The following is a 25,065-nucleotide window of genomic DNA, read 5'->3' on the forward strand; positions in this document are numbered from 1 at the left end:
CGTGACGAAGGCCGAAGTGGCCTACGAGCTGGTGCGGGAGCGGGTGCTTCGGGGTGACCTCACGCCGGGCGCCGTCATCCCCCAGGCCTCGCTGGCCCACGAGCTCGGCATCAGCACGACGCCACTGCGCGAGGCGCTCCGGCGGCTGATGACCGAGGGACTGGTCGAGCTGGACGCCCACCGGGACGCGCGCGTCACGAGGCTGACCGTCGAGGAGGCGCGGGACCTGATCGAGATCCGCCGGTCCCTCGACCCGTTGGCGGCCGGGCTGGCGGCAGAACGCCGTACCCGCGACGACCTCGCGCTGATCCGGGAGACGGCCCACGAGCTGCTTCCGTTGCGGACCGATCCCGGCACGGCGGAGCTGCTGACGCACCGCCGGTTCCACGTCGCGATCTACTCGGCCTCCCACAACCAGGTGCTGGTTCAGACCCTCGACTCGCTCTGGGACAAGGCCGATCGCTACCGCCGGATGGCCCTCGAGACCGGCCGGACCGAGGCGGATCTGGACCGCACCCACACCGAGCACCTCGCGCTGGTCGATGCGATCGCGGCCGGCGATTCCGGCACCGCGACGTCGGTGATGCTCGCGCACGTCGAGGCCAGCCTCGGTGCACGCGCCGTCGCGCGTCTGTCGTCCGACGCAGCCCAACCCGCTGCCCGCTCGCTGCGCGGGATCCGAGGAGTGCGGGCATGACCTGGACCGGCTTCCAGCACCGCGAGATCGACGAGCAGGGGTGGACGACGTTCTGGCGGCTCGACCCGCGCGGCCAGGACTTCGGGCTGACCGATTGGACCGGCCGCCCGGATCGACCCGGTCATCCTCTCTGGGTCCGCGCCGCGACCCCGGCAGGTGTCCGCGGCGCCTGGCGTACGACGGCCACCTCGGTGCAACTCGACATCCGGGCAGCCCTCGGGATCTACACCAGGATCGCCCCGGTCGACGTACTCGTCGACGGCGAGCTGCACCGGCGTTGCGGGGTCCGCGACGGCGAGCAGCGGCTGACCGTCGACCTCCCCGGGCGCGAGGTGGAGGTCGAGATCTGGCTTCCACAGGCCGGAGTGATCGCGATCCGGGAGCCCAGCTTCGACGGCGCGGCCGACGAACTCGACCCGACCGGACCGCGATGGATCACCTACGGCAGTTCGATCACCCAATGCGGCGGTGCCTACGGACCGTCGGAGACGTGGCCCGCCGTCGTCGCCCGCCGGCACGGTTGGGACGGCCGCAATCTCGGTTTCGCCGGTGAGTGCCATCTCGATCCGGTCGCGGCGCGGACGATCCGCGATCTCCCGGCCGAGCTCATCTCGATGTGTCTCGGTATCAACATTCACGGCGGCGAGACCTTCAACGGCCGCACCTTGCCCGGCCAGGTCGAGGCCTTCGTGTCGACCGTCCGCGCGGGTCACCCGGAGACACCGCTCGTCGTGATCACGCCGATCCCGGCCCCGGAACGCGAAGGCGAACCGAATGGGGTCGGCCTGACGCTGGACGACGTACGGACGCTCGTCGAGCTGGGTGCCCGCGCCGATCCGGCCGTGGAGATCATCGACGGCCGGGATCTCCTCTCCACTGACGAGGCTCGCAGGCTGTTCGCCGACGACGTCCACCCCGGACCCGATGGCTACCTCCTGCTCGGCGATCGACTCGCTCCGCTACTCGGCTCCCACCTGCGGATAGCGGCCTAGCACCCAGGTCGCGAGGCGGTCGGCCAGGGACTCGAGCTCGGAGGCTGCGACCGTGCGGGAGTCCCAGCCGGCGACGAGCTTGATGCTGAGCACGCCGGTGCCGGTGCTGATGACGAGCGGGACGAGGTCGAAGCGGGGGTCGTCGGAGACCACGGCGACGCCGCGGCCGGCTGCGGCCAGGGCCTGTGCGATGGTGCCGTTCGCAGTCTCGGTGAACTGCCTGATCCCGGCGCCGGCGGCAGCCACCGCAGCGTCGAGCGCTTCGCGGGCCGTGTACGTCGGGGGCAGGCCGATCACGTCCCGTTCGAGCACCTCGGCCAGGTCCACCCGGTCCCGCGAGGCCCAGGGATCGTCCACCGGGACGTACGCCCAGACCGGGAGCACAGCCAGCGGCCTCGACGAGTACGGCGCCTGCGTCGGCTGGATGCCGATCGCCAGATCCGCGCCCGACTGCAGCATCTCGGTCGTGGTCGCCCCATCGGCGGGACGGGCATCCAGCACCGGATCGTCGGGAGCCATCGTCGCCACGAACGGCGAGACGACATCGGTCAGCGTCACGGTGGGCGCTGCCACGGTGATCCGGTCGAGACGGCCTTGCGCGTGGAACGCGGCCTCGGCCTTCAGCTCGTCGGCCGCGGCCACGAGGTTCTTCGCGGTCGGTAGCAAGGCACGTCCGGTCCGGTTCAGGGTCAACCGCCCCGCGCCGCGGTCGAACAGCGCGACGCCGAGGTCGTGCTCGAGCTGCCGCAGTTGCCGGGACAACGCCGGCTGACCGACGTGGACGGCGAGCGCGGCAGCACTCACGCTGCCCGCCTCCGCGGTCGCCACGAAGTACCGGAGATGCCGGAGCTGCATATGCCTCCTAGGCATGGATCTCGCTGAGAACCAGCATTGGACAGCATAGCTCCGGCGTCTCACACTGGCGATGATCGAGCCGAGGAGGATCTGATGACCATCGCCGAGGCAGCTGCCGGCATCGAGCAGGAACGACGGCTGGCGACAGCGATCCCCGGACCCCGCTCGCAAGCCCTGATGGCGCGCAAGTCCGAGGCGGTCGCGAGCGGCGTCGGCACGACCCTGCCGGTGTTCGCGGTCCGGGCCGGCGGCGGAATAGTGGTCGATGCCGACGGCAACCAATTGATCGACCTCGGCTCGGGGATCGCGGTGACGACGGTCGGGAACAGCGCGCCGCGGGTGGTCGCGGCCGTCCAGGCACAGGTGGCGGACTTCACCCACACCTGCTTCATGATCACGCCGTACGAGTCGTACGTCGCGGTCGCGGAGGCACTCAATCGGCTGACCCCGGGCGATCACGCCAAACGCACCGCGCTGTTCAACTCCGGCGCCGAGGCGGTCGAGAACGCGGTCAAGATCGCCCGTTCCTACACCCGGCGACAGGCCGTCGTCGTGTTCGACCACGCCTATCACGGCCGGACGAACCTGACGATGGCGATGACCGCGAAGAGCATGCCGTACAAGAGCGGCTTCGGGCCGTTCGCGTCCGAGATCTACCGCGCTCCACTGTCGTATCCCTTCCGTGACGGCGACGTCGACGGTACGGCGGCGGCCCGCCGGGCGATCGAGCTCGTCGCCGCGCAGGTCGGCGCGACGAACCTGGCCGCGATGGTGATCGAGCCGATCCAGGGCGAGGGCGGCTTCATCGAGCCCGCACCGGGGTTCCTGCGCACGCTCGCCGACTGGTGCCGCGAGTCCGGTGTCGTGTTCGTGGCCGACGAAGTACAGACCGGCTTCGCCCGCACCGGCAACCTGTTCGCCTGCGAGCACGAAGGCGTCGTACCGGACCTCATCGCGACGGCGAAGGGGATCGCCGGCGGCCTGCCGCTGTCCGCGGTGACCGGGCGAGCGGAGATCATGGACGCTCCGCACGTCGGCGGGCTCGGCGGGACGTACGGCGGGAACCCGTTGGCCTGTGTCGCCGCGCTGGCCGCCATCGAGACGATCGAGGCCGATGGCCTGGTCGAGCGGGCTCGGCAGATCGAGCAACGGATGAAGCCCCGGCTGCGGGAACTGGCCGGCACCGACCCCAGGATCGGGGACGTCCGCGGCCGCGGTGCGATGATCGCTGTCGAACTCGTCGTGCCGGGCACCACGCAACCGGATGCCGCACTGACCCGGGCCGTCGCCACCGCGGCGCACCGGGCCGGCGTGATCGTGCTGACCTGCGGCACCGACGGGAACGTACTGCGATTCCTCCCGCCGCTGTCCATCTCCGACGAGCTGATCGACGACGCGATGGACGTCCTCGCCGAGATATTTCGCAGCACGACCGTAACGTCCTGATCACCGGACGGGGGCTGGGCTCGTACCATCCATTACATGGATGAGCCCCACGATGCTTCCACGAACGCCGTCACCGCCGCGACCAAGGACGACGTGATCACCGAACTGCGGACGCGGATCCGCGAGCGCTGGGAGGGTTTCTCGCCGGCCGCCCGCGCCGTCAGCCGGTCGCTGGCCGAGCGGACGCCCGAGGAGTTGCTGTTCCTGTCGGCGGCCGACCTCGGCGCCGAGACCAAGACCAGCAACGCGACCGTGATCCGGACGGTTCAGGCGCTCGGGTACTCCGGCCTGGCGGAGCTGAAGGCGAAGATCGCGGCGCCGTTCACGCAGGCGAACCGGCCGGTGGTCCGGGCCCGCAAGCGGGTCGAGTCGACCGGCGGGGACCTGGAGAGCGTCTGGCACCAGGTGCTGGCGGAGTCGATGGACCGGCTCGAGCTGATGCAGCCGACGTTCTCGCTCGACACGTACCAGCACGCCGTGCAACTGCTGCTCGATGCGAAGCACACGCTGACCTACGGCTTCGGGGCGTCGTTCGTGGCTGCCGATCATCTGGCCCTGGTCCTGCGGCGGGTGGGGCTCCGGGTGACCGCGCTGCATGCCGGGGGCTTCCGGCTCGCCGACGACCTGCTCGCGATCGGGCCCGGTGACGTGGTCGTCCTGTTCGCACCGGGCCGCTCGGTCATCGAGGTCGACGTCCTGGTCGACCGCGCCCGGGACGTCGGGGCCGCGACCATCCTGGTGACCGAAGACCCGAACAGCAAGCTCTCCCGCGCGGTCACGATCACACTCCACTCCCCGACCACCCCTACCGGCCTGACCGGCGAGCCGCTGACCTCGATCGTCGTCGGGGACGTGCTGGCACAGGGCGTCGCGACGCTGGCGCCCGAGCGGTCGGTGGACGCCTCCGAGCGACTCACGGCGCTGCGTCGCAGACTCGGTTTCTAGCTCTTATCAGGATTGCTCACCAATTACGTAGCTGCTAGATTGGTCACCAATCGTTGGAAGGTGGCTATGTGTGGGCGACCTCGACCTGGCGGGCCGGGCTGCGGTGGTGACCGGGGTCGGCGGACCGCGCGGTATCGGCTTCGCGGTGGCCCGCGCACTGAGCGCCCGTGGCGCGTCACTCGTCATCTCAGCAGCCGGTGACCGGGTCCACCAACGCGCGGCCGAGCTCCCCGCCGGCACTCTTGCCATCGCGGGTGATCTGACCCGGCACCGCACAGCCGTTGACCTGGCCCGAGCGGCCACCTCTCGGTTCGGGCGGCTCGACATCGCCGTCAACTGCGCGGGCATGACCTCGACCACCCGACCGGAGCCCGAGTCGGGAACAGTCGGGCAGCTGTCGTTCGAGACCTGGCGGGCGAGCCTGTCCCGCAACCTCGACGCGGCCTTCCTGTTCGCCCGCGCAGTCATGCCGGCGCTCGAGGAATCCGGCACCGGGCGCCTGGTGATGGTCGCCAGCCTCACCGGACCGGTGATGGGCATGCGAGGCGAGGTCGCGTACTGCGCAGCGAAGGCCGGCGTCGCGGGGCTGGTCCGCGGACTCGCACTCGACTCCGCGGCCGCAGGCGTCACGGTCAACGCAGTCGCGCCGGGGTGGATCGCCACCGACTCGCAAACACCGGACGAGCACCAGCAGGGGCTGCGTACCCCTGTCGGCCGGAGCGGTACGCCGGAAGAGGTCGCCGGTCTCATCGCCTATCTGTGCTCGCCGTCCTCGTCCTATCTGACCGGCCAGTGCGTCGTCGTCGACGGCGGCAACTCGATCGCGGAGGAACGCGCATGACCCATACCTTCAACTTCTTCGAGGAAGCGGTTCTCCCCGCGCCCGAGATCACGGTGGCACAGGCAGCGGAGTACGTGCGGGCGACGTACGGCATCGAGGGTCAGGTCACCGAGCTCGGCAGCCAGCAGGACGCGAACTTCCTCGTCTCCTCGGCCGACGCGCAGTACGTCCTGAAGGTGTCCAATCCCGCTTTCACTCGTGAGGACCTGACGGCGCAGGACCTCGCGGCCGCTCGGGTCGCTCGGGTCGAGCCTGACATCCAGGTGCCCGTGGCGGTGCCCGGTCCAGACGGTTCGACGGTGCAGTCCGTCGCGCTCGGCGGCCGGCCGACGTACGCGCGGCTGGTGACCTTCGTGGCCGGCGATGTCCTGAGCGACAGCAGCTATCTCGCGCCCGAGATCGTCGCCGCCCTGGGCGATCTGGCCGCGCGTACGTCGCGCGCACTGGCCGGCCTTGCCGGTGAGGTCCCGGCCCGCTCGCTCCAGTGGGATCTCCGGAACGCCGCCGAGGTGGTGACCCGACTGGCCGATTTCGTCACGGTGCCCGGCGGCCCGGACGCCGCGCGCGCCGCGGCCGTCACAGCCGCCAAGGCACTCTCGCCGTACGCCGGGAACCTGCCGCTGCAGGTGATCCACGGCGACCTGACCGACGACAACGTGATCGCCACCGTCGACACCGACGGTCGCCGACGGCCGATCGGGGTGATCGACTTCGGCGACCTCACCGAAAGCTGGTCGATCGCCGAACTCGCCGTCACCTGTACGTCGTTGCTGCACCACTCCCCCGATCCGGCCACGATGCTGCCGGCGATCGTCGCGTACGACCGGATCCGGCCGATCTCCGACGACGAACTCGCGGCGCTCGGCCCACTTGTCGTACTGCGGGCCGCGGCGTTGATGGTGAGTGGTCAGCAGCAGGCGCAGGTCGACCGCGACAACAGGTACGCGACGGAGAACCTCGCACGCGAGTGGGACATCTTCGAGCGGGCGACCTCGGTGCCGCTCGAGGTCCTGACAGAGCTGATCCGCGCGTCGGTGCGGCCCCGGCGTGGACGGCGGACCGTCGACGGCTCGGCGTTGCTGTGGATCGGCGACCAGCCGGTCGTTCCGGGCCAGCTGGATCTGTCGGCCACAAGCGTCGACCTGGACGACGGACGCTTCCTGCTCGACGACGCGGAGGCAACCGCCGCGATGCTGAAACGGGACGGATCGACAGCCGTGGCTGTTCCGTTCATGCAGCCGCGTCTGACGCGAACTCGCCTGAACTCGTTCGAGGCACCTGAGTCCATCGGTCTCGGTGTCGAGGTGTTCGCAGCACGGGAACTGGAGCTGCGGGCGCCCTCGGCCGGGGTCGTGAGGTCGCACGACGATGACGTCGCGCTCAAGGGACCGGACGGTATGACCCTGTGGCTCAGTGGTGCTGACGTTACTGCTGAAGGCGGTGTCGAGACCGGCGCTGTCCTAGGGCGAGTCGCAGCGGGAGCCGCGCTGCGGGTGCAGGTGACTGACCTCGACGTCCGGCCACCGTTCTTCGTTCAGGCCAGTCTGGCCGACGCCTGGGCCGAGTCGTGTCCGGACCCGACCGGCCTCATCGATGCAGTCCGCACTCCCCCGGTCGCCGATCGTCAGGAGTTGCTGGACCGTCGCGAGACTGCGTTCGCTCCGGTTCAGGAGCACTACTACCGAGAGCCGCCGCAGATCGAGCGCGGCTGGCGGAACCATCTGTTCGACACCGAGGGCCGCTCGTACCTCGACATGGTCAACAATGTGTCGATCCTCGGCCACGGCCATCCGCGGCTCGCCGCTGCGATCGAACGGCAGTGGCGGCTGCTCAACACCAACTCGCGGTTCCACTACCGCGCGGTGGTCGAGTTCTCCGAGCGTCTGGCCGGGCTCCTGCCCGAACCGCTGGACACGGTGTTCCTGGTCAACAGCGGCACCGAGGCCGACGACCTCGCCCTCCGGCTCGCCTGGGCGAACACCGGACGGCGTGACGTCATCGCGGTCCGGGAGGCGTATCACGGCTGGTCCGACGCCACCGACGCCATCTCGACGTCGGTCGCGGACAATCCCAACGCGCTGGATTCGCGTCCTACCTGGGTCCACACGGTCGCCGCGCCGAACGCCTATCGCGGGCAGTACCGCGGACCCGATGCCTACCGGTACGCCGAGGATGCCGTTGCCTACATCAACAGTCTTGGTCATCCACCCGCAGCGTTCCTGTCCGAGTCGTTCTACGGCAACGCCGGCGGCATGGCGCTCCCGGACGGCTACCTCCAGGCTGTCTACGCCGCCGTACGGCGGGCAGGCGGACTGTGCATCGCCGACGAGGTCCAGGTCGGATATGGACGCCTGGGCAACCATTTCTGGGGCTTCGAGCAACAAGGCGTCGTGCCGGATATCGTCACGGTGGCGAAGGCGATGGGTAACGGGCATCCACTCGGCGCAGTCATCACGACCGCCGAGATCGCAGCGGGCTACCGCAGTCAGGGTTACTTCTTCTCGTCGGCGGGCGGCAGTCCGGTCAGCTGTGTCGCCGGTACGACGGTTCTCGACGTACTGCGCGACGAGCAGCTGCAGGAGAACGCGCGTGTGGTGGGCGACCATCTGCGGGCGCGGCTCCTGGACCTCGCCGACCGCCACCCGATCATCGGTGCCGTCCACGGGATGGGCCTGTACGTCGGCGTCGAGCTCGTCCGCGATCGCACCACGCTGGAGCCCGCGCCGGCGGAGACCGCCGCGATCTGCGAGCGGATGCGCGAGCTCGGCGTGATCATGCAGCCGACCTCGGATCGCCTGTGTGTACTGAAGATCAAGCCGCCGCTGGGCGTGACGATCACCGATGCCGATTTCTTCGCGGACGCACTCGACCGCGTACTTACCGAAGGGTGGTAATGCTGTGACGACCGTCCAGAACTTCATCAACGGAGAGCTCGTCGACTCCGTCCACGGCGAGACGATGCCGATCATCGATCCCTCGACCGGCGAGCAGTACGGAACCGCGCCGAACTCGACCGAGGCGGACGTCGAGACCGCGTACGCCGCCGCGTCGTCCGCGTTCGCCGACTGGCGACGCAGTACGCCGTCGGCCCGTCAGAAGGCATTGCTCGATTTCGCCGACGAGGTCGAGCGCTCCGCCGACGACCTGATCGCCGCAGAAGGTCGCAACACCGGCAAGCCTGGCCACATCACCAAGGCCGAAGAGATCCCGCCGATGGTCGACCAGATCCGCTTCTTCGCCGGCGCCGCCCGTCTGCTGGAAGGCCGCTCGGCCGGCGAGTACATGGAAGGTCATACGTCCTGGTTGCGGCGTGAGCCGATCGGCGTGATCGGCCAGGTGACGCCGTGGAACTACCCGATGATGATGGCGATCTGGAAGTTCGTGCCCGCGGTGGCGGCCGGGAACACCGTCGTACTCAAGCCCAGCGACACCACGCCGGTCACCACGGTGATGCTGGCCGAGCTTGCCGCGAAGCATCTGCCGCCGGGCGTGTTCAACGTCGTCACCGGCGACCGGGGCACCGGCGCCGCGCTGGTCGCACACCCGGCTCCGCAAATGGTGTCGGTGACCGGATCGGTCGCGGCCGGACGGGCCGTCGCCGCAAGCGCCGGCGAGCGTCTCAAGCGCACACACCTCGAACTGGGCGGCAAGGCGCCCGTGATCGTCTTCGCGGACGCCGAACTGGAGGCCGCGGCCGAGTGCATCGCGATGGCCGGGTACTTCAACGCCGGCCAGGACTGCACCGCGGCGACCCGGGTGCTGGTGCAGGCACCGGCCGCCTCGGACTTCATCGCGGCCCTGACCGCCTGCACCGGGCAGGCGACGACGACCGCGGGCCGCTCGCCCGATGACGAGGACGCCTGGGTGCCGCCGGTCAACAACGCCGTCCAGTTGGAACGCGTGCTCGATGCCATCTCCCGGGTCCCCGCGCACGGATCGGTCGTCACGGGCGGCGAACGTCAGGGCGACACCGGATACTACGTCGCACCGACGATCATCGGCGGTCTGCGCCAGGACGACTGGCTGTCGCAGCACGAGATCTTCGGGCCGGTCATCACGGTGCAGACGTTCGAGGACGAGGACGAGGCGCTGCGGTCCGCCAACGGTGTCGAGTACGGCCTCGCGTCATCGGTGTGGACCAAGGACGTCGGCCGCGCGCTCCGTCTCTCGGCGGCGCTCGACTTCGGCTGCGTCTGGATCAACACGCACATCCCGCTGGTGGCCGAGATGCCCCACGGCGGCTTCAAGTCCTCCGGCCACGGCAAGGACCTGTCCGTCTACGGACTCGAGGACTACACCCGCATCAAGCACGTGATGGCCGCCCTGACCTGACGGTCAGGGCGGCCCCGCCCGGTCACCGGTCCCGGGTCAGCACCTCGTCGAGAACCTCGGTGAACAGTTCCGCGTCGGACTGTGTGAAGGCGAGCGGCGGCTTGAGCTTGAGGACGTTCTCGGCTGCCCCGGTCGGATAGACCAGGATTCCCTCGTCCTTCATCAGCTCGCTGATCAGCAGCGCCTCCTGCGGCGCGGGCTCCTTGGTCACCCGGTCCCGGACGAGTTCGATACCCAGGTACATGCCGTGCGCGCGGACGTCGCCGATCAACGCGTGCCGGCCGGCGAGTTCGTCGAGCATGGTCCTGAAGACCCGTCCGGTCTCGGCTGCGTGCGCCTGTAAGCCTTCCTCGGCGATCTCGTCGAGTACGGCGGTTCCGATCGCACACGAGACCGGATTGCCGCCGAAGGTGTTGAAGTACCGCATCCCGGTGTCGAAGGCGTCGGCGATCTCGCGGGTGGTGACCACGGCCGCCATCGGATGCCCGTTGCCGATCGGCTTGCCCATCGTGACGATGTCCGGCACGACGTCCTGGCTCTGGAATCCCCAGAACACGTCACCGAACCGGCCGAAGCCGACCTGGACCTCGTCGGCGATGCAGAGTGCGCCGGCCGCCCGGGCCGAGGCATGCGCCCGGGCGAGGTAGCCGTCGGGGTAGAAGATGCTGCCCGCCGTACCCATCGCCGATTCCGCGATGAACGCGGCCGGCGGCGTACCTCGTGCGGTGAGTCGATCGACTTGCCGCTGTACGTCGGCGGCGTACTTGCTGCCCGCATCCGGATCGTCGTACCCGAAGGGGCCCCGGTAGCGGTTGGGCTGCTGCACCTCGTGGGTGGTCGGATCGGGGCCGGTGCCGCCCGGGCCTCTGTACCGGTTCGGGCTCAGCCCGGTGAGTACCGAGGTGTTGCCGTGATACGCGCCGTCGACCACCAGCACGTCGGAGCGCCCGGTGACTGTGCGCGCGATCCGGACGGCAAGATCGTTGGCCTCGCTGCCGCTGCAGACCAGGAACACGACCTCGAGCGGATGGGGCAGCAACGCGGTCAGCCGCTCGGCGTACTCGGCGATGCCCTGGTAGAGGAACCGGCTGTTGGTGTTGAGTCGCCGCAGTTGTGCGGTCGCGGCTTCGACGACGCGGGGGTTGGTGTGGCCGACGTGGCTGACGTTGTTCATCGCGTCGAGGTAGGCGCGGCCGAACTCGTCGTAGAGCCAGGCGCCGCGACCGCCGACGAGCTGCATCGGCCGGTCGTAGTACGAACGTTGGGATCGGGCGAATCGCACGTTTCTGGTCGCCAGCACCTTGTCGGCCGTCCAGTCGGTGACAGCCTCGGGCCGCGCATCGAGCCCGAGGAAGTCCGACGGATCCGGCGAGACGATCGCCCAGGCGGTCGCCTCGGAGGGTGGTACTCGAGACCGCTCGGCCGCGCGTGCTGTCTCGAGCGAACGGAAGATCGCGACGCGGAGACTGGTTTGCGCAACGCCGATCGGGTCACCCGCAGCCACCGGTACGCCGACCGGCAGCGGCGAGTCGAGCCCGGTCCACCGCGACCAGATCGTCTCGTCGCCGTCGTGACGGAGGATCAGGTACGCCGTACCCTGCTCCTCGACGACTCCAGGCTGCGAAGCGACGACCTGGAACGGCTTTGGCGACGCGATCTCGAGGCCCAACCTGAGCGTCGCCGCCTCACCGGACTGCGTGGTTCGCCGTACGACGGTGCCCGCGTCGGGCTGGAGGTGATGGCCGAGCTTGGCGTGGTGATCGTGGCCGACTGGTTCGTGAGCGGGTGCGACGGGCACGAGGTCGAGGTCAGGCACGGCCCTTCGTGCACCGGCACCTGGTACCGGCCTTCCGGGTTCGATCGCAGCTCCGGCGGCCTCGCGCACCACGAGTTCGCCGATCTCCGGCGGGGTGGTCGCGAGCAGGGCGATCGCCGGCCAGGTGTACTTCACCCGCTCGCGGCCGTACGACGTCCCCGTCTCCGCGCACCGCTTCGTCCACGTGACCGCGTTGACGCACAGTCTGGCCGCGGCCATCGGATACAGCACGGCGAGCTCGTCCTCGGTGACCTCGAGCTCGGCGGCGTACCCCCGGATCACGGCTGCTGCGGCGCTGAGCGGATTGGCCTTCCGCAGCATCGAATACGCGACGGCCACGGCCAGTTCGCCGATCCGCGCGGTGTGCAGGGCGTCCGCGAAGTCCAGTACGGCGTGCACGTGGTGGCGACCGTCCGTGCCTGGTCGGGCGAGCACGTTGAAGTCGTTGAGGTCCTGGTGGACGACCGACTTCGGAAGCCCGGTGCCGTGGCTGTCGATGGCTTGGTCGAACCAGCCGACGATCCGCCGGACCTGGTCCTGCCGGGCCGGCTCCTCGATCGCGTCGATGCCCTCGGCAATCGCCTCGGAGGACCGCAGGACGTCCCAGAAGCGAGTTGTTGCCCCGGGCAATGCACGGGCCGGCGCGAGGGCCTGGACCATCCGGCCGGCGGTCCGGCCGAGCTCGCCGAGGAGTTGGGGGGAATGACTGTTCAGCTCGGACAAGGTCCGGCCGGGCAGCCAGGGCTGAACGGTGACAATTCGGCGCGTGCCGTCGCGGTCGATCGGGACGGCGGTATCTCCGGTGCGGGCGGCGATCGCGGTGGTGACTTCCACCGGTTCGAGGGCCCGGGCGGCGAGCGTCTGCAGCGCGTGCCGCCAGCGGATCTCGTCGGGATCGGCTCCCGGCGACGAGACCTTGACGACGACGCGGGATCCGTCGGAGAGATCGACGGCCACGTTCTGATCGACTTCGCCGCCCAACGGTGACTGGGCAACGGCCCGGAGACCGAACTCCTGGGCGAGGACTTCGGCGATGCTCGCCTGGTTCCACTGTTCCACCGGCGAGCTGGACTCGAGAATGCTCATTACACCCCACAGGATTGGTGAACAATGCACCAATGCTACCATGATCGCAGAGCGCGATAGAGTGCGGTGGAAGCTCTACGCAGGGTGAGAGAGGGGGCCGCATGCCGGTCGTCGGACGAGTCTCGGCGCTGAATCGCGGTACGACCGCCGAAGAGGTCGCGGCACTGCTGCGCGAGACGATCATGGACGGCCGCCTGAAGCCGGGCGAGCAGCTGCGCGAGGAAGGTCTGTCGGCCCAGTTCGACGTCTCCCGCCGGACGATCCGGGACGCGCTCGGCATCCTCGCGCGGGAGCGGATCGTGCGGCACTACCGGCACAAGGGCTCCCGGGTCGTGCTGTTCACCGAGGAGGACATCCACGACCTCTACCGCGTCCGCAAGACGCTGGAGGGCAGCGCCGCCGCGCGCGCCGCCACCCTGACCGACGCGCAGCTGCAGCGGCTGACCGAGGCGTTCGAGCAGCTGGCGGAGGCGACCAGCTCGGGCCGCGCCCAGGCGATCGTGCAGCGGGATCTGGAGTTCCACCAGGCCGTCGTCGGGCTGATCGGCAGCACCCGGGTCGACGACTTCTTCGCCGATGTCGCGGTCGAGATGCGCTTCGCGCTGTCGATCCTGGAGACCACTTACCAGGAGTCGACCCACCGCCCCGCCGAGGCCCTCGACGAACACCGTGCCATCTGGAAGGCATTCCTCGACCGCGACCCCACCGAAGCCGGCCGCCTGGTCGAAGCCCACGCCGACTCCAACGAACGCCTCCTGGTCGACGTAGTAGCTTCCACCGACATCACGGCTCTCGCCCGCTGACCGTCGTACCGTCGCCGCCGTCAGTCGACCTGGTGGACCAGGCGGCCGCCGAGGTACGTGCGGTCGACGCGTGCGCGGAGTAGGACCTCGGGGGCGCCGGTGCGGATGTCTTCGCTGAGGATGACGAAGTCGGCCAGTTTGCCTGGGGTGATGGTGCCCTTCACGTCCTCCTCGTGGGAGGAGTAGGCGGGGTTGGCGGTGTAGGCGAGCAGGGCCTCGTCGATGGTGATCGCCTGGTCGGGGTGGAACGGCTCGCTCCGCGACGGATCGCCGGACGCGCGGGTGATCGCGGCGTACATGTTGCGGAGGGGATCGATCTCGGCAACGTGTGATTTGTTGAACGCGCCGGGGAGGTCCGAGACCAGGTTGACGGTGAGGTTGCTGTCGATCATCCGGCGCCAGGCGAAGGCGTTCGCGGCGCGGGCCGCGCCGAGCGCCTGGTCGAGGTTCGTGGAGTAGAGGAGCAGCTGGTCCGACGTCACGTCGGCGATCAGCCCCAGTTCCCCGGCACGGGCGAAGTCACCGGATGCCAGGTGCCACGCATGGATGAGTCGGTGCCGCCGATCGCGCGGCCCGTTCAGCAGCGTCGCCTGCTCGAACGCGTCGATCGCGATCCGGCAGCCGCGGTCGCCCTGGACATGTACGCCGATGTCGAAGCCGGCCGCATCACCCGCCAGGACGAGCTCAGCCAGACGTTCCTCGCCGACGAACCGGTACGACCAGCCGTCGGTCAGGCCCGTGCCCGGTGCATCCGCGGGATCGAACGGCGGCAGCATCGCACCGCTGTCCACGAAGATCTTGAGCGCCCCGAACCGCAGCCAATCGTCACCGGTCTTCGGCGTGACGCCGTGTCCGGCCAGCCGGTCGTGGGTGTCGAGCGGGAGGAACGCGTACACGCGGACCGACAGCTCACCGCGCTCCGCGAGCGTCTGGAAGATCTGCGCGTTCGAGAAGCTGCGCTCGAGGTAGGCCGGCGGGATCGTCTCCTCGGTCACCGACGGCAGCCGCGCGATGTCGTGGATCGAGGTGATCCCGACCGCGTTCAGCCCTGCCATCACGCCGCGCGCACCGATCAGCTTCTGCTCCAACGACATCGGAGTGACCAACCGGTGGACGAACTCGCCGGCCTGTCCGTACAGCATGCCGGTGAGCTCTCCGGCGGCATCCCGACCGAACCTGCCACCGCGCGGATCAGGCGTGGCGCGATCGATGTTCGCGACCCCGAGCGCCTTGGAATTGGCGAAGTACTGGTGGTCGGCGCGGCGGATCAGCAGCGGGTTGTCCGGCGTCAACGCATCGATGGCGGCAAGGTCCGGCTCGAGCAGCGCGACCTCGTCCTCGCGGGTGGAGGCGAAGTCGCCGAGGTCTCCCCCGGTGATCCAGACGCCCGGCGTCAGCCGCCCGGCCGTGGCCGCGACGCGTTCCTCGAGCCGGGCCTGGTCGTTGACGTCGGTCAGCGCGACCTGGAAATGCCAGTCGACGGCGTTCTCGAAGTGGGTGTGCGCGTCGTTGAACCCCGGGCAGACCATCCGCCCGGCCAGGTCGAGCAGCTCGGTGCCCTCGCTCGCCAGCGACAGCAGCTCGGCGTCGTCGCCGACCCGGACGATGCGGTCCCCCGCGACTGCGAACGCCGAGACGAGCGGCCGGTGCGGATCGGCGGTCCACACGATCCCGCCGTACACGATCAGGTCGAGCGATGGGGTGGTCATCGGCGGTGGCTCCTCACCTGGGTTGCAGGCCCGTTATCCGTAGGGACTGGACAGACCGTAATAGTCGTTACAGTATTGCGTCAATGTTCCCTTCCTGACCAAGACTGTTCATCCGAGGAGAGCGTGTTGCCGAGTCTCCGAGTCATCGAGATCGCCGGCCCGTCGGCCCTGGAACGTGGCCGGCAGTACGGGACCGCCGCGGCGGATCTGATCGCCGAGGCGATCGCCTACTACCGGGAAGCGTTCGCGCACCAGACAGGTCTCAGCTGGGACCAGGTGCTCGATCACACCCGGCCCTGGCAGCGTCTCGTCGAGCGTGACCACCCCGACCTGCTCGCCGAAATGACCGGGATCGCCGACGGCGCCGGAGTCACGCTGCCGGAGATCCTCGCGCTCAACTGCCGCGGCGAACTCATCTACGACAACTGGTTCCCCGACTCCCCCGTCGACGGCTGTACGTCGTTCTCCTTGATCGACCAGGCGGCCGGTGACGGGCATGTGTACGCCGGCCAGAACTGGGACTGGCGCGAGGCCGTCCGTCGTACCGTCGTCATCCTCCGGGTCGTGCAGCCGCCGAAGCCGACGCTGATCATGCAGGTCGAGGCCGGACAGATCGGCCGCCACGGCGCGAACTCCGCCGGCCTGGCACTGAACGCGAACGGTCTGGGCGGACGCTTCGACGACTCGGCCGGGATGCCGCAGACGGTCATCCGCCGCGCGGTCCTGGACGCCGCGAACCTCGCCGACGCGGTCAAGATCCTCACCTCGACCCATGCCCACATCCCCAGCAACGCGCTGCTCACCCACCGGGACGGCTTCTCGATCGACATCGAGACCACCCCGGGCGGCCACGGCTGGGAGTACGGCGAGAACGGACTGCTTGTGCACGGCAACCATTACCAGGTACTCAGCCCGCGCGAGGTCGGCAGTTCCGGCCGGTTGATCTCGCCCGACTCATTGATCCGGGTGCCGCGCGCCCGCCGTGGCCTGGTGAAGGCAGCCGCGGCGACGAGGTCCGACGATGTCCGGAACTCCATCCACACAGCGATGTCGGATCACCTCGGACACCCGGATTCGCTCTGCGCGCATCCGGACGAGCGGCTTCCCGCGGTCGAGCAGTGGTCGACCACCCTGTCCAGCTGCGTCGATCTCACCACCGGCGAGTACTACGTCGCCGCGGGGCCTCCGTGCGAGCACAAGTACGAACTCGTCCCGTTCAACCTGTACGACGGGGCCCGGTCATGATCGGGCAGCGCGCCGAGCCGACCTCGGCCCACTTCGCGCGGGGCAAGACGCCGATCTTCGCCTCGCAGTACGACCAGCGACTCGGCTACTGCCTCTACGTACCGCAGAACCTGTCCACCGACCAGGCTCCGTTGCTCGTCATGCAGCACGGCACCGAGCGCAACGCGTCGTTGTACCGCGATCACATGGCGGAGTTCGCCGACGAGCACCAAGTCGTCGTCCTCGCGCCGTTGTTCCCGGCCGGGATCATCGATCCGGAAGATCTGCACAACTTCAAGTTCATCGAGTACCAGGGCATCCGGTACGACGAGGCGTTGCTGGCGATGGTCGACGAGGTCAGCCGCCGGTACCCGATCGACCCGGATGTGTTCTATCTGCACGGATTCTCCGGTGGCGGCCAGTTCGCGCACCGCTTCCTCTATCTTCATCCCGATCGGCTGGCCGGAGTGTCGATCGGTGCTCCCGGCCGGATCACCCAGCTCGACGACAGCCTCCCCTGGTGGCTCGGCACCAAGGATCTCGAGCAGCGCTTCGGCCGTGCCGTCGACCTCGAGTCGCTGCGCCGGGTGCCGATCCTGATGGTTGTCGGCGACAACGACGTCGAGACCTGGGAGATCGACAACCCCGGCGGGTCCAACTGGATGGACGGCGTCGAGAAGACCGGTAGCACCCGGATCGAGCGGCTGCGCACGCTCGAGCGCGATTTCCTTGCCCAAGGCATCGACGTCCGGTTCGAACTGGTCCCCGGAGTCGCACACCGCGGCTCCCTGATCCTTCCGGCCGTCCGCGACTTCTTCGCCGGACTGCTGCGGTCCCGGCCCGGGATCCACCGCCCCACCCCTGTAACGCCTCTTCGACACCAGGAGTGATTGCCATGTCCAACACCGCTTCGAGGCTGCGGCGGTCGATCGCCGTCCTCACCTTGACCGTCGCGGCGGTCGGCCTGGCCGGGTGCGGCGGCACGTCAGCATCACCGGCCACCGGCGGCGCACCGAACGCCAACCGGGCCGCGGCCGTGCAAGGGATCAGCTCGGAGGTGAATCTCGAGCAGTGCGGCAAGCCGACCAGGACGATCAAGCACGACCTCGGCACCACCACCGTCACCGGCGACCCGAAGCGGGTCGTCGCCCTGGAGTTCTCGTTCGTCGACGCGCTGGTCGCGGTCGGTATCGCGCCGGTCGGGATCGCCGACGACGACAAGCCGGAGCGGATCATCCCCGGCCTGAAGGACAAGGTCGGCAACTACAAGTCGGTCGGTCTGCGCGCGACCCCGAACATCCAGGTGCTCACCGCGCTCAAGCCCGACCTGATCCTGGCCGACAGCGGCCGGCACAAGGCGATCTACGCCCAGCTGTCGAAGATCGCGCCGACCGTTGCCTACGCCAGCCTGAACGGCAACTACCAGCAGGTGATGGACAGCGAGATGTCCGCGGCGATCGCGCTGAACAAGTGCGACCAGATGAAGACCCGGCTGGCCGAGCACGACAAGATCCTCAACGATCTCAAGGCCAAGGCGAAGTCCGGCGAGGCCCGCAAGGCGTTGTTCGCGGTGTCGTCCGACAAGGAGTTCACCGGCTTCCCGCCGAAGGCCTACACCCCCGGCGTGCTGGCCCTGCTCGGGATCAAGTCCCCGCTGGCCGACGACAGCGGCGACGCCACGGTCTCGCTGACACTGGAGACGGTGGTCAGCACGAAGCCGGACATCATGTTCATCGCCGGCCAGACCGGTGACACGCTGGCCGACACGTGGGAGAAGAGTCCGCTCTGGAAGCAGATCCCGGCGGTCAAGGACAACGCGACGTACAAGGTCGACCAGAACATCTGGTCACGCTCACGTGGTCTGGTCGCCTCGGAGTTGATCGCCCAGGAAGCGGTCAAGAACCTCTACGGGAGCTGACATGTCCCAGTCGACAACGGTCGTACCCCAACCCACCGAGCACCGGCGTCCGAAGATCGTCACCAGCAAGCAGCGGGTCACCTGGGTGGCCCTGGTCCTGCTGGCGCTGTTGGTGGTCGGCGTCGTCTGGGGCCTGTCCATCGGCAGTCAGCACATCTCGCTCTCTCGGTTGCCCGGGGCAATCTTCAGGGCCGACGAGCCGGACGAGCTGATCCTGCAGTCGATCCGGATGCCCAGAGTCGTGCTGGCCCTGATGGTCGGCGGTGCGCTCGCCGTGGCGGGTGCCTTGATGCAGGCGGTCGCGGCGAACCCGCTGGCGGCTCCCGAGATCATGGGTGTCAACGCCGGTGCGGTGTTCGTGGTCGTGCTCGCGGTGACCGTCGTACCGTCGCTGTCCGGCGCGCCCACGATTCTCCTGGCGTTCGGCGGCGCCGCCGTGGCCGGCGTGTCGGTGATGCTGCTCGCCGGGTCGGGTCGCGGGCGGGTGAGCCCGGTCCGCCTGGCCCTGGCCGGCGTCACCGCGAGCAGTCTGCTGATCTCGCTCACCCAGGTCCTGATCATCTTCGACGAGAACTCCGCGGACAGCGTGCTGTTCTGGCTCGTCGGCGGCGTGAACTTCGCCGGCTGGGGCGACATCCGCAACCTGCTCCCCTGGCTCGTCATCGGGCTGGTCGGCGCGTTCTCGATGTCGCGCTCGCTCAACCTGCTCGCCCTCGGCGACGACATGGCGCGCGGCCTCGGTCAGAACGTCGAACGGACCCGCCTGCTCGGGTCGGCCTTCGTGGTCGTGCTGAGCGGCGCGGCCGTCTCGGTGGCCGGTCCGGTCGCGTTCATCGGCCTGATCGTGCCGCACATCATCCGCCGGCTGGCCGGCTCCAACTACACCGTGCTCCTCCCCCTGTGCGCGGCGGCCGGGAGTGTCCTCGTGCTGTACGCCGACATCCTGTCCCGCTACGTCAAACCGCCGTACGAGGTCCCGGCCGGTGTGGTGACCGCACTCATCGGTGCGCCGATCTTCGTGTACCTGGCCCGTCGACAGAAGGTGACTTCATCGTGAGTACTGCGATTGTCGCGCAACACGTCCGGCGGACGACGCTGGCGCAGCGGTATCCGCATGTCCTGATGGGATCGCTCGGCGTGCTGGCCGTCGTACTCAGCTTCTACAGCCTCAGTGTCGGCGCGACCGAGGTGTCGATGCACGACGTCTTCAACGCCCTCACCGGCAACACCAGCAATCAGGCCGCGCAGATCGTGGTCGACTTCCAGCTGCCGCGGGTGATTCTCGCCTGGCTGGTCGGCATCGCGCTGGCCGTGTCCGGTGGAGTGATGCAGGGCGTCATCCGCAACCCGCTGGCCGCTCCCGACGTCGTTGGGGTGACCAAGGGTGCGGGGTTCGCGGGCATGCTGTTGCTGCTCGCGATCCCGGGCGTTCCGGTGCTGGCCGTCGTACCGGCGGCCTTCGTCGGCGGGCTGCTGGCCGCGGCGCTGGTGTACTTGCTGGCCTACCGGCGTGGCGCGACGCCGGTGCGGATCGCGCTCGTCGGTGTCGCTGTCAGCGCGGCGTTCGAGGCGGGCATCCGGTTCCTGCTGGTCCGGAATCCTCTGGATGTCAGCGCGGCGCTGATCTGGTTGACCGGCAGTCTGTTCGGCCGGTCGATGAGCTCGGTGTACGAGATCCTCCCGTGGGTCGTGGTGCTGGTGCCGTTGGTACTGATCTGGGCCCGCAAGCTCGACGTACTCGGCCTCGGTGACGACCTGGCCGCCGGACTGGGCGAGCCGGTCGAGAAGACCCGACGGCTCCTGCTGCTGTTCGCGGTCGCGCTCGCCTCGTCAGCGGTCGCGGTGTCCGGCACCATCGGGTTCATCGGCCTGATCGCCCCGCATATGGCCCGCCGCGTCTTCGGCGGGCGGCACCTGGCCTCGCTTCCGTCGGCCGCACTCTTCGGTGTCCTGCTGATGTTGTTCGCCGACATGCTCGGCCGCGGCCTCGCGCCGCCACTCGAGATCCCGGCCGGCCTGGTGACAGCGGTCATCGGCGGTCCGTACTTCCTGTACCTGCTCGTGAAGACCGGAAAGTAGGAGACTCATCATGCGACTGCAGGCACAGGGCGTCCAGCTCGCCTACGACCAGCACGTCATCGCCAAGGACCTGACGCTCACGATCCCCGACGGGAAGGTCAGCGTCCTGATCGGACCGAACGGCTCGGGCAAGAGCACCGCGCTGCGGGCGCTGGCGCGGCTGTTGCCGCCCTCCAAGGGCAGCGTGATCCTTGACGGCAAGTCGATCCAGGACACGTCGACGAAGGAGGTGGCCCGGCTGCTGGCGATCCTGCCGCAGGTCCTGGTCGCGCCGGAGTCGATCTCGGTCGAGGATCTGGTCTGGTTCGGCCGCCATCCGCACCGGGTCTCGCTCAAGGTGCCGAGTGCGGCCGACAAGGAAGCCGTCGAGTGGGCCATGGCGGTGACTCGTACGGCGGAGCTGCGGCATCAGCACGTCGATCAGTTGTCCGGCGGTCAGCGGCAGCGGGTGTGGATCGCGCTGTGTCTTGCGCAGGGTACGGATCTGATCCTGCTCGACGAGCCCACGACGTACCTCGATGTGGCTTACCAGCTCGAAGTACTGGATCTGCTGCATCAGCTGAACCAGGAGCAGGGCAAGACCGTGGCGATGGTGCTGCACGACTTCAACATGGCGGCCGAGTACGCCGATCACGTGTTCGTGATGAAGTCCGGCAAGCTCGTCACCGAGGGTACGCCGGAGGACGTGTTCACCTGCGACATCATCCGCGACGTGTTCGGGGTGGAGTCGAAGGTCGTCCCGCATCCGGTCAGCGGCAAGCCGATGTGCATCCCGCTCCGCGCGGGCCTGCGAACCCAACCCCAGGTAGCGGTGGCGAACTGCTGATGCGGTGAGAGTATGGCCGCATGGCGGAGGGGATTCTGGCGCTTGCCCAGGAATTGGCGGAGATCAGTCGGCTGGTCGAGGACGACGATGTCGGTACGACGTTGTCGCGTTTCGTCCGGCGGATGGTGCAGACCGTTCCGGACTGTGACGAGTCGTCGCTGACGGTCCTCACCGACGGACAGCCCGAGATCGTGGCGAGGTACCACCGGACCACGGACCCGATCTCGGAGCCGTCACGGGCAGCGCTGGACGCCGAGCTGACCACGAAGAGCGGTCCGGTGTTCGACACGCTGACGTACGGCGAGCCGCGCCGGATCGCCGATCTGGCCGTGGACTACCGCTGGCCGCAGTTCGCGGCGGCCGGAATCAATGCCGGCTATCGCAGCTGCCTTTTCCTGCCGCTCCCGGCGGCTCACGACGATGTCGCGACATTCAGCCTGTTCTCCGGCAAACCGAACGCCTTCGGCGGTGCGTCGTACGACCTCGTCCTGCTGTTCACGCTGCACGCCGGGGCCGCCTTCGACAACGTGCAGCTCTACCAGGACAGCACGAAGCTGGTGTCCCAGCTCCAAGCCGCACTCGCCAACAGGACCGTGATCGGGCAGGCGCAGGGCATTCTGATGCACCGCTACGATCTCTCCGCGGATACCGCTTTCACGGTCCTCAAGCGCGGCTCGCAGGACGGGAACATGAAGCTGCGGGCGCTGGCGCTCGAGCTCGTCGAGGCCCAGACCGAGGGCACACTCAGCCAGACTCTGACCAAGCGCGGCCTGATCTCCGGCTGAACCCACGCTCGTTCAGAGCAGGTAGCGGTCTGCCGGACCGACGATGCGGAGCCAGCGGGACGCGTACGGTTCCAGCTGCAGCGACAGCGAGCCGTTCTCGGCGAGTTCGGTGGTGTCGTCGCGGAGCAGGTCGACCGCACGCAGTCCGACGCCCGAACCGACCACGCCCAGCGTCACCTCGGTGGGCTCCGCACCGAAGTTGTGGGCAGTGACGATCGCGCCGCCTTCGTACTCCGAGCGGTGCGCGAAGACCGTGGGCGCGTTGTGCTCGAGGATCGTGCACTCTCCCCACGACAACTCCGGGCACTCCCGATAGCGCCGTACGAGCAGCTTGATCCAGTTGAGCAACGAGTCCGGGTCGCGGCGTTGCGCAGCGACGTTGACGTGCTCAGGGCCGAACTCCCCCTCGGTCACCGGCGCCGTGAGCTCCGACGGTTCAGCCGTGGAAAAGCCGCCGTTCGGACCAGCTGTCCACTGCATCGGCGTACGGACAGCGCCCCGGCCTTCGATCGCGAGGTTCTCGCCCATGCCGATCTCCTCGCCGTAGAACAGCACCGGCGTACCGGGCAGCGAGAACAGCAGGCTGTAGACCATCTTGAGCCGCGCCTGGTCGTTGCCGAGCATCGGTGGCAGGCGGCGGCGCAGGCCGCGACCGTAGAGCTGCATGTCCTTCTCCGGGCCGAAGGCGTCGAAGACCTCCTGCCGCTCGTCGTCGGACAGCTTCTCCAGGGTCAGCTCGTCGTGGTTGCGTACGAACGTTCCCCACTGGCTCTCCTCGGCGGTCGACGGGCGTTGCCGCAGCGACTTCACCAACTCGGCCGGATCGTTGCGTGCCAGCGACAGGTACAGCCGCTGCATCCCGATGAAGTCGAAGCACATCGTCAGCTCGTCGCCGTCCTCGTCACCGAAGAACCGGCGTACCTCGGGATACGGCAGATTCACCTCACCGAGCATGATCGCCTGCCCGTCCCGGCGATCCAGGAACGCCCGCAGATCGCGCAGGTAGTCGTGCGGATCGGGCAGGTTGCCGGCGTCCTCGGCCCCGGTCGTGTCGAGCAGGAACGGTACGGCGTCCACCCGGAAGCCGGACAGGCCGAGCTGCAACCAGAAGCCCATCACCCGCTGGATCTCCTCGCGCACCTCGGCGTTCGCGATGTCGAGATCCGGCTGGTACTTGTAGAAGCGGTGCAGGTAGTACTGGCCCGCTTCCTCGTCGTACTGCCACAGACTCGTCTCCTGGTCCGGGAAGACGATGCCCTCGTGCTGGTTCGCCGGCGCCTCGTCGCGCCAGACATACCAACCGCGGTACGGCGATTCTCGCGACGCGCGGGCGCTCCGGAACCACGGATGCGCGTCGGAGGTGTGGTTGACCACCAGGTCCGCGATCACCCGGATCCCCCGATCCTGCGCGAGGGTGATCAACTCGACCAGATCACCGTGGCTGCCCAGGCGCGGATCGACGCCGTAGAAGTCGGTGATGTCGTACCCGTCGTCGCGATCCGGACTCGGATAGAACGGCATCAGCCACAGGCACGTCACGCCCAGATCGGCCAGATGGTCGATCCGTTGGCCGACCCCACGCAAGTCACCGCAGCCGTCGCCGTCGGTGTCGAAGAACGTCTCGACATCGAGGCAGTAGACCACCGCGTTCTTCCACCAGATATCGGCCGTCTCCGTGAGTCGCATGACCGTCCGGTGCCCAGCCGGCAACCGCTCATAACTTTCCGGCCCCGGCGAGTATCGAGCTAGGCAGAGGTACTACTTCAACCCTGAGGGGCTGGTCATGTCCGGTCGATCGAGTACTGCGCGATGGGCGGCAGCCGCCGCACTCCTGCTGACCGGGGCCGTTCCCGGCGTCGCGGAGGCCGGATCCACAGTCTCTACCGCGGGAGCCTGCTCGTTGGTCGCCGGGTCGGTGACGGCCGGCGGAGACCATCCGTCGTTGCTCGTCACCGCCACCTCGCCGCCGACGGCGCGGGTGGTCCGCAGCTTCCCCGACATCTATCCCGACGGCCAGGTCCGGCTGAGCGGGACCATCGCGAACGATCCGGATATCACCGGCACCGGCGGGCTGTACTGGGGCAACGTGGTGATCGGCTCGACCAACTACGCCAGCGCCTACTACCTGACCGAGGCCGGCGAGGTCGACCGGTCGCGGGTCTACCTGACCAGGGTCGGCGGCGGCTGGGGTGACGCGACCTTCTTCGACACGACGAGGTACTGGAAGTATCCCGATCCCCCGGTCTTCACCACGCAGTACTCGCTGCGCAGCAACGGGACGATCACCCGGTGGGACGGGTCCGCCTGGGGGAACAAGCAGACCGCGACCGGCTTCGCAGCGGTCAAGACGATGGCGCTGATCAGCCAGACCGCGACGTACGACACGTTCCTCGCGAACACCCGCGGCGGCGCGCTCTACACGATCCGGATCCCGCGGACCTCGCCGCTGAAGCCGGTCGTGAAGAAGGTCCGCGACTCGACCTGGCAGGGCTTCGAGGCGCTCGTGATCGAGAAGTGCGGCGTCTACGGGACCCTCCTGCTCGGCATCGACAAGGACACCCACTCCGGCTACCTGTATGCCGTTGGTCACGCCAACGGCACCGCTACCGTCATCAAGGGACTCGGCAGGGTGCCGTCGACGTTCGCCGACCCCGTCCACTTCCGTCACGTCCTCCGCCCGGGCGACGCGCAGATGCTCTTCGGCGAGTGAC

The 25,065-nt window shown here is 68.7% G+C and carries 20 protein-coding genes; 16 read left to right on the forward strand and 4 right to left on the reverse strand.

Features of this window, described 5'->3' with window-relative positions:
* Position 1: 1 nt before the first annotated feature.
* Complete coding sequence (locus tag OHA10_RS33415; protein WP_371402757.1) at positions 2 to 697, forward strand: GntR family transcriptional regulator; 696 nt, start codon at positions 2 to 4, stop codon at positions 695 to 697.
* Positions 694 to 1,689 (forward strand): GDSL-type esterase/lipase family protein, encoded by a 996-nt coding sequence (locus OHA10_RS33420; RefSeq protein WP_371402758.1) that lies wholly within the window; start codon positions 694 to 696, stop codon positions 1,687 to 1,689. Before OHA10_RS33415 ends, OHA10_RS33420 begins: the two co-directional genes overlap by 4 nt.
* Here the strand turns inward: OHA10_RS33420 and OHA10_RS33425 are convergent.
* Positions 1,657 to 2,544, reverse strand: a complete 888-nt coding sequence (locus OHA10_RS33425) for a LysR family transcriptional regulator (protein WP_371402759.1) — start codon at positions 2,542 to 2,544, stop codon at positions 1,657 to 1,659. The genes OHA10_RS33420 and OHA10_RS33425 overlap by 33 nt on opposite strands.
* A 93-nt stretch (positions 2,545 to 2,637) precedes the next feature.
* Between OHA10_RS33425 and gabT the strand changes: the two genes are divergently transcribed.
* The 5 genes from gabT to OHA10_RS33450 all read left to right on the forward strand — a co-directional run bounded on the left by gabT (position 2,638) and on the right by OHA10_RS33450 (position 10,108).
* Entirely contained in the window at positions 2,638 to 3,990 is a 1,353-nt protein-coding gene (gene gabT / locus OHA10_RS33430) for a 4-aminobutyrate--2-oxoglutarate transaminase (RefSeq protein WP_371402760.1), read from the forward strand.
* A gap of 36 nt (positions 3,991 to 4,026) precedes the next feature.
* On the forward strand, positions 4,027 to 4,935 hold the full coding sequence (locus tag OHA10_RS33435; RefSeq protein ID WP_371402761.1) for a MurR/RpiR family transcriptional regulator: 909 nt from the start codon (positions 4,027 to 4,029) through the stop codon (positions 4,933 to 4,935).
* Between the two features lie 70 nt (positions 4,936 to 5,005).
* Entirely contained in the window at positions 5,006 to 5,776 is a 771-nt protein-coding gene (locus tag OHA10_RS33440; protein WP_371402762.1) for an SDR family NAD(P)-dependent oxidoreductase, read from the forward strand.
* A complete protein-coding gene (locus OHA10_RS33445) occupies positions 5,773 to 8,670 on the forward strand; it encodes an aminotransferase (RefSeq protein WP_371402763.1) in 2,898 nt (965 codons plus the stop codon). The genes OHA10_RS33440 and OHA10_RS33445 overlap by 4 nt, the downstream gene beginning before the upstream one ends.
* Before the next feature lie 4 nt (positions 8,671 to 8,674).
* The gene (locus OHA10_RS33450; protein WP_371402764.1) at positions 8,675 to 10,108 is read left to right on the forward strand and encodes an aminobutyraldehyde dehydrogenase; all 1,434 of its coding nucleotides are present in this window, start codon (positions 8,675 to 8,677) and stop codon (positions 10,106 to 10,108) included.
* A gap of 22 nt (positions 10,109 to 10,130) precedes the next feature.
* Here OHA10_RS33450 and OHA10_RS33455 read toward each other — a convergent pair whose 3' ends face one another.
* Entirely contained in the window at positions 10,131 to 13,010 is a 2,880-nt protein-coding gene (locus tag OHA10_RS33455; RefSeq protein ID WP_371402765.1) for an aminotransferase class III-fold pyridoxal phosphate-dependent enzyme, read from the reverse strand.
* 101 nt (positions 13,011 to 13,111) lie between these two features.
* Here OHA10_RS33455 and OHA10_RS33460 point away from each other — a divergent pair, with 101 nt between their 5' ends.
* A complete protein-coding gene (locus tag OHA10_RS33460) occupies positions 13,112 to 13,813 on the forward strand; it encodes a GntR family transcriptional regulator (RefSeq protein WP_371402766.1) in 702 nt (233 codons plus the stop codon).
* Between the two features lie 20 nt (positions 13,814 to 13,833).
* Here OHA10_RS33460 and OHA10_RS33465 read toward each other — a convergent pair whose 3' ends face one another.
* Positions 13,834 to 15,522, reverse strand: a complete 1,689-nt coding sequence (locus OHA10_RS33465; RefSeq protein ID WP_371402767.1) for an amidohydrolase — start codon at positions 15,520 to 15,522, stop codon at positions 13,834 to 13,836.
* Between the two features lie 126 nt (positions 15,523 to 15,648).
* Between OHA10_RS33465 and OHA10_RS33470 the strand changes: the two genes are divergently transcribed.
* The 7 genes from OHA10_RS33470 to OHA10_RS33500 are packed head-to-tail and all read left to right on the forward strand — an operon-like array spanning position 15,649 to position 22,354.
* A complete protein-coding gene (locus tag OHA10_RS33470) occupies positions 15,649 to 16,767 on the forward strand; it encodes a C45 family autoproteolytic acyltransferase/hydolase (protein WP_371402768.1) in 1,119 nt (372 codons plus the stop codon).
* Positions 16,764 to 17,636, forward strand: a complete 873-nt coding sequence (locus OHA10_RS33475; RefSeq protein ID WP_371402769.1) for an alpha/beta hydrolase — start codon at positions 16,764 to 16,766, stop codon at positions 17,634 to 17,636. The genes OHA10_RS33470 and OHA10_RS33475 overlap by 4 nt, the downstream gene beginning before the upstream one ends.
* A gap of 5 nt (positions 17,637 to 17,641) precedes the next feature.
* On the forward strand, positions 17,642 to 18,664 hold the full coding sequence (locus tag OHA10_RS33480) for a Fe(3+) dicitrate ABC transporter substrate-binding protein (protein WP_371402770.1): 1,023 nt from the start codon (positions 17,642 to 17,644) through the stop codon (positions 18,662 to 18,664).
* Between the two features lies 1 nt (position 18,665).
* Entirely contained in the window at positions 18,666 to 19,721 is a 1,056-nt protein-coding gene (locus tag OHA10_RS33485) for a FecCD family ABC transporter permease (protein ID WP_371402771.1), read from the forward strand.
* Complete coding sequence (locus OHA10_RS33490) at positions 19,718 to 20,743, forward strand: FecCD family ABC transporter permease (RefSeq protein WP_371402772.1); 1,026 nt, start codon at positions 19,718 to 19,720, stop codon at positions 20,741 to 20,743. The genes OHA10_RS33485 and OHA10_RS33490 overlap by 4 nt, the downstream gene beginning before the upstream one ends.
* 10 nt (positions 20,744 to 20,753) lie before the next feature.
* A complete protein-coding gene (locus OHA10_RS33495) occupies positions 20,754 to 21,569 on the forward strand; it encodes an ABC transporter ATP-binding protein (RefSeq protein ID WP_371402773.1) in 816 nt (271 codons plus the stop codon).
* Positions 21,570 to 21,589: 20 nt separating this feature from the next.
* Positions 21,590 to 22,354, forward strand: a complete 765-nt coding sequence (locus tag OHA10_RS33500) for an ANTAR domain-containing protein (RefSeq protein WP_371402774.1) — start codon at positions 21,590 to 21,592, stop codon at positions 22,352 to 22,354.
* Positions 22,355 to 22,366: 12 nt separating this feature from the next.
* Here OHA10_RS33500 and OHA10_RS33505 read toward each other — a convergent pair whose 3' ends face one another.
* On the reverse strand, positions 22,367 to 24,040 hold the full coding sequence (locus tag OHA10_RS33505; RefSeq protein WP_371402775.1) for an alpha-amylase family protein: 1,674 nt from the start codon (positions 24,038 to 24,040) through the stop codon (positions 22,367 to 22,369).
* Positions 24,041 to 24,137: 97 nt separating this feature from the next.
* Between OHA10_RS33505 and OHA10_RS33510 the strand changes: the two genes are divergently transcribed.
* Positions 24,138 to 25,064 (forward strand): hypothetical protein, encoded by a 927-nt coding sequence (locus OHA10_RS33510; RefSeq protein WP_371402776.1) that lies wholly within the window; start codon positions 24,138 to 24,140, stop codon positions 25,062 to 25,064.
* The last annotated feature ends 1 nt before the right edge of the window (position 25,065 follow it).

The sequence above is a fragment of the Kribbella sp. NBC_00662 genome (assembly GCF_041430295.1).
In the GTDB taxonomy this organism is placed as follows: Bacteria; Actinomycetota; Actinomycetes; order Propionibacteriales; family Kribbellaceae; genus Kribbella.

Excerpts from the sequence above, each read along its gene's own strand:
- OHA10_RS33475 (WP_371402769.1), top strand. The coding sequence starts at position 16,764 with ATGATCGGGCAGCGCGCCGAGCCGACCTCGGCCCACTTCGCGCGGGGC.
- OHA10_RS33485 (WP_371402771.1), top strand. The coding sequence starts at position 18,666 with ATGTCCCAGTCGACAACGGTCGTACCCCAACCCACCGAGCACCGGCGT.
- OHA10_RS33425 (WP_371402759.1), bottom strand. The coding sequence starts at position 2,544 with ATGCAGCTCCGGCATCTCCGGTACTTCGTGGCGACCGCGGAGGCGGGC.
- OHA10_RS33460 (WP_371402766.1), top strand. The coding sequence starts at position 13,112 with ATGCCGGTCGTCGGACGAGTCTCGGCGCTGAATCGCGGTACGACCGCC.
- OHA10_RS33435 (WP_371402761.1), top strand. The coding sequence starts at position 4,027 with ATGGATGAGCCCCACGATGCTTCCACGAACGCCGTCACCGCCGCGACC.
- OHA10_RS33465 (WP_371402767.1), bottom strand. The coding sequence starts at position 15,522 with ATGACCACCCCATCGCTCGACCTGATCGTGTACGGCGGGATCGTGTGG.
- OHA10_RS33420 (WP_371402758.1), top strand. The coding sequence starts at position 694 with ATGACCTGGACCGGCTTCCAGCACCGCGAGATCGACGAGCAGGGGTGG.
- OHA10_RS33480 (WP_371402770.1), top strand. The coding sequence starts at position 17,642 with ATGTCCAACACCGCTTCGAGGCTGCGGCGGTCGATCGCCGTCCTCACC.
- OHA10_RS33510 (WP_371402776.1), top strand. The coding sequence starts at position 24,138 with ATGTCCGGTCGATCGAGTACTGCGCGATGGGCGGCAGCCGCCGCACTC.
- gabT (WP_371402760.1), top strand. The coding sequence starts at position 2,638 with ATGACCATCGCCGAGGCAGCTGCCGGCATCGAGCAGGAACGACGGCTG.
- OHA10_RS33495 (WP_371402773.1), top strand. The coding sequence starts at position 20,754 with ATGCGACTGCAGGCACAGGGCGTCCAGCTCGCCTACGACCAGCACGTC.
- OHA10_RS33505 (WP_371402775.1), bottom strand. The coding sequence starts at position 24,040 with ATGCGACTCACGGAGACGGCCGATATCTGGTGGAAGAACGCGGTGGTC.
- OHA10_RS33445 (WP_371402763.1), top strand. The coding sequence starts at position 5,773 with ATGACCCATACCTTCAACTTCTTCGAGGAAGCGGTTCTCCCCGCGCCC.
- OHA10_RS33500 (WP_371402774.1), top strand. The coding sequence starts at position 21,590 with ATGGCGGAGGGGATTCTGGCGCTTGCCCAGGAATTGGCGGAGATCAGT.
- OHA10_RS33455 (WP_371402765.1), bottom strand. The coding sequence starts at position 13,010 with ATGAGCATTCTCGAGTCCAGCTCGCCGGTGGAACAGTGGAACCAGGCG.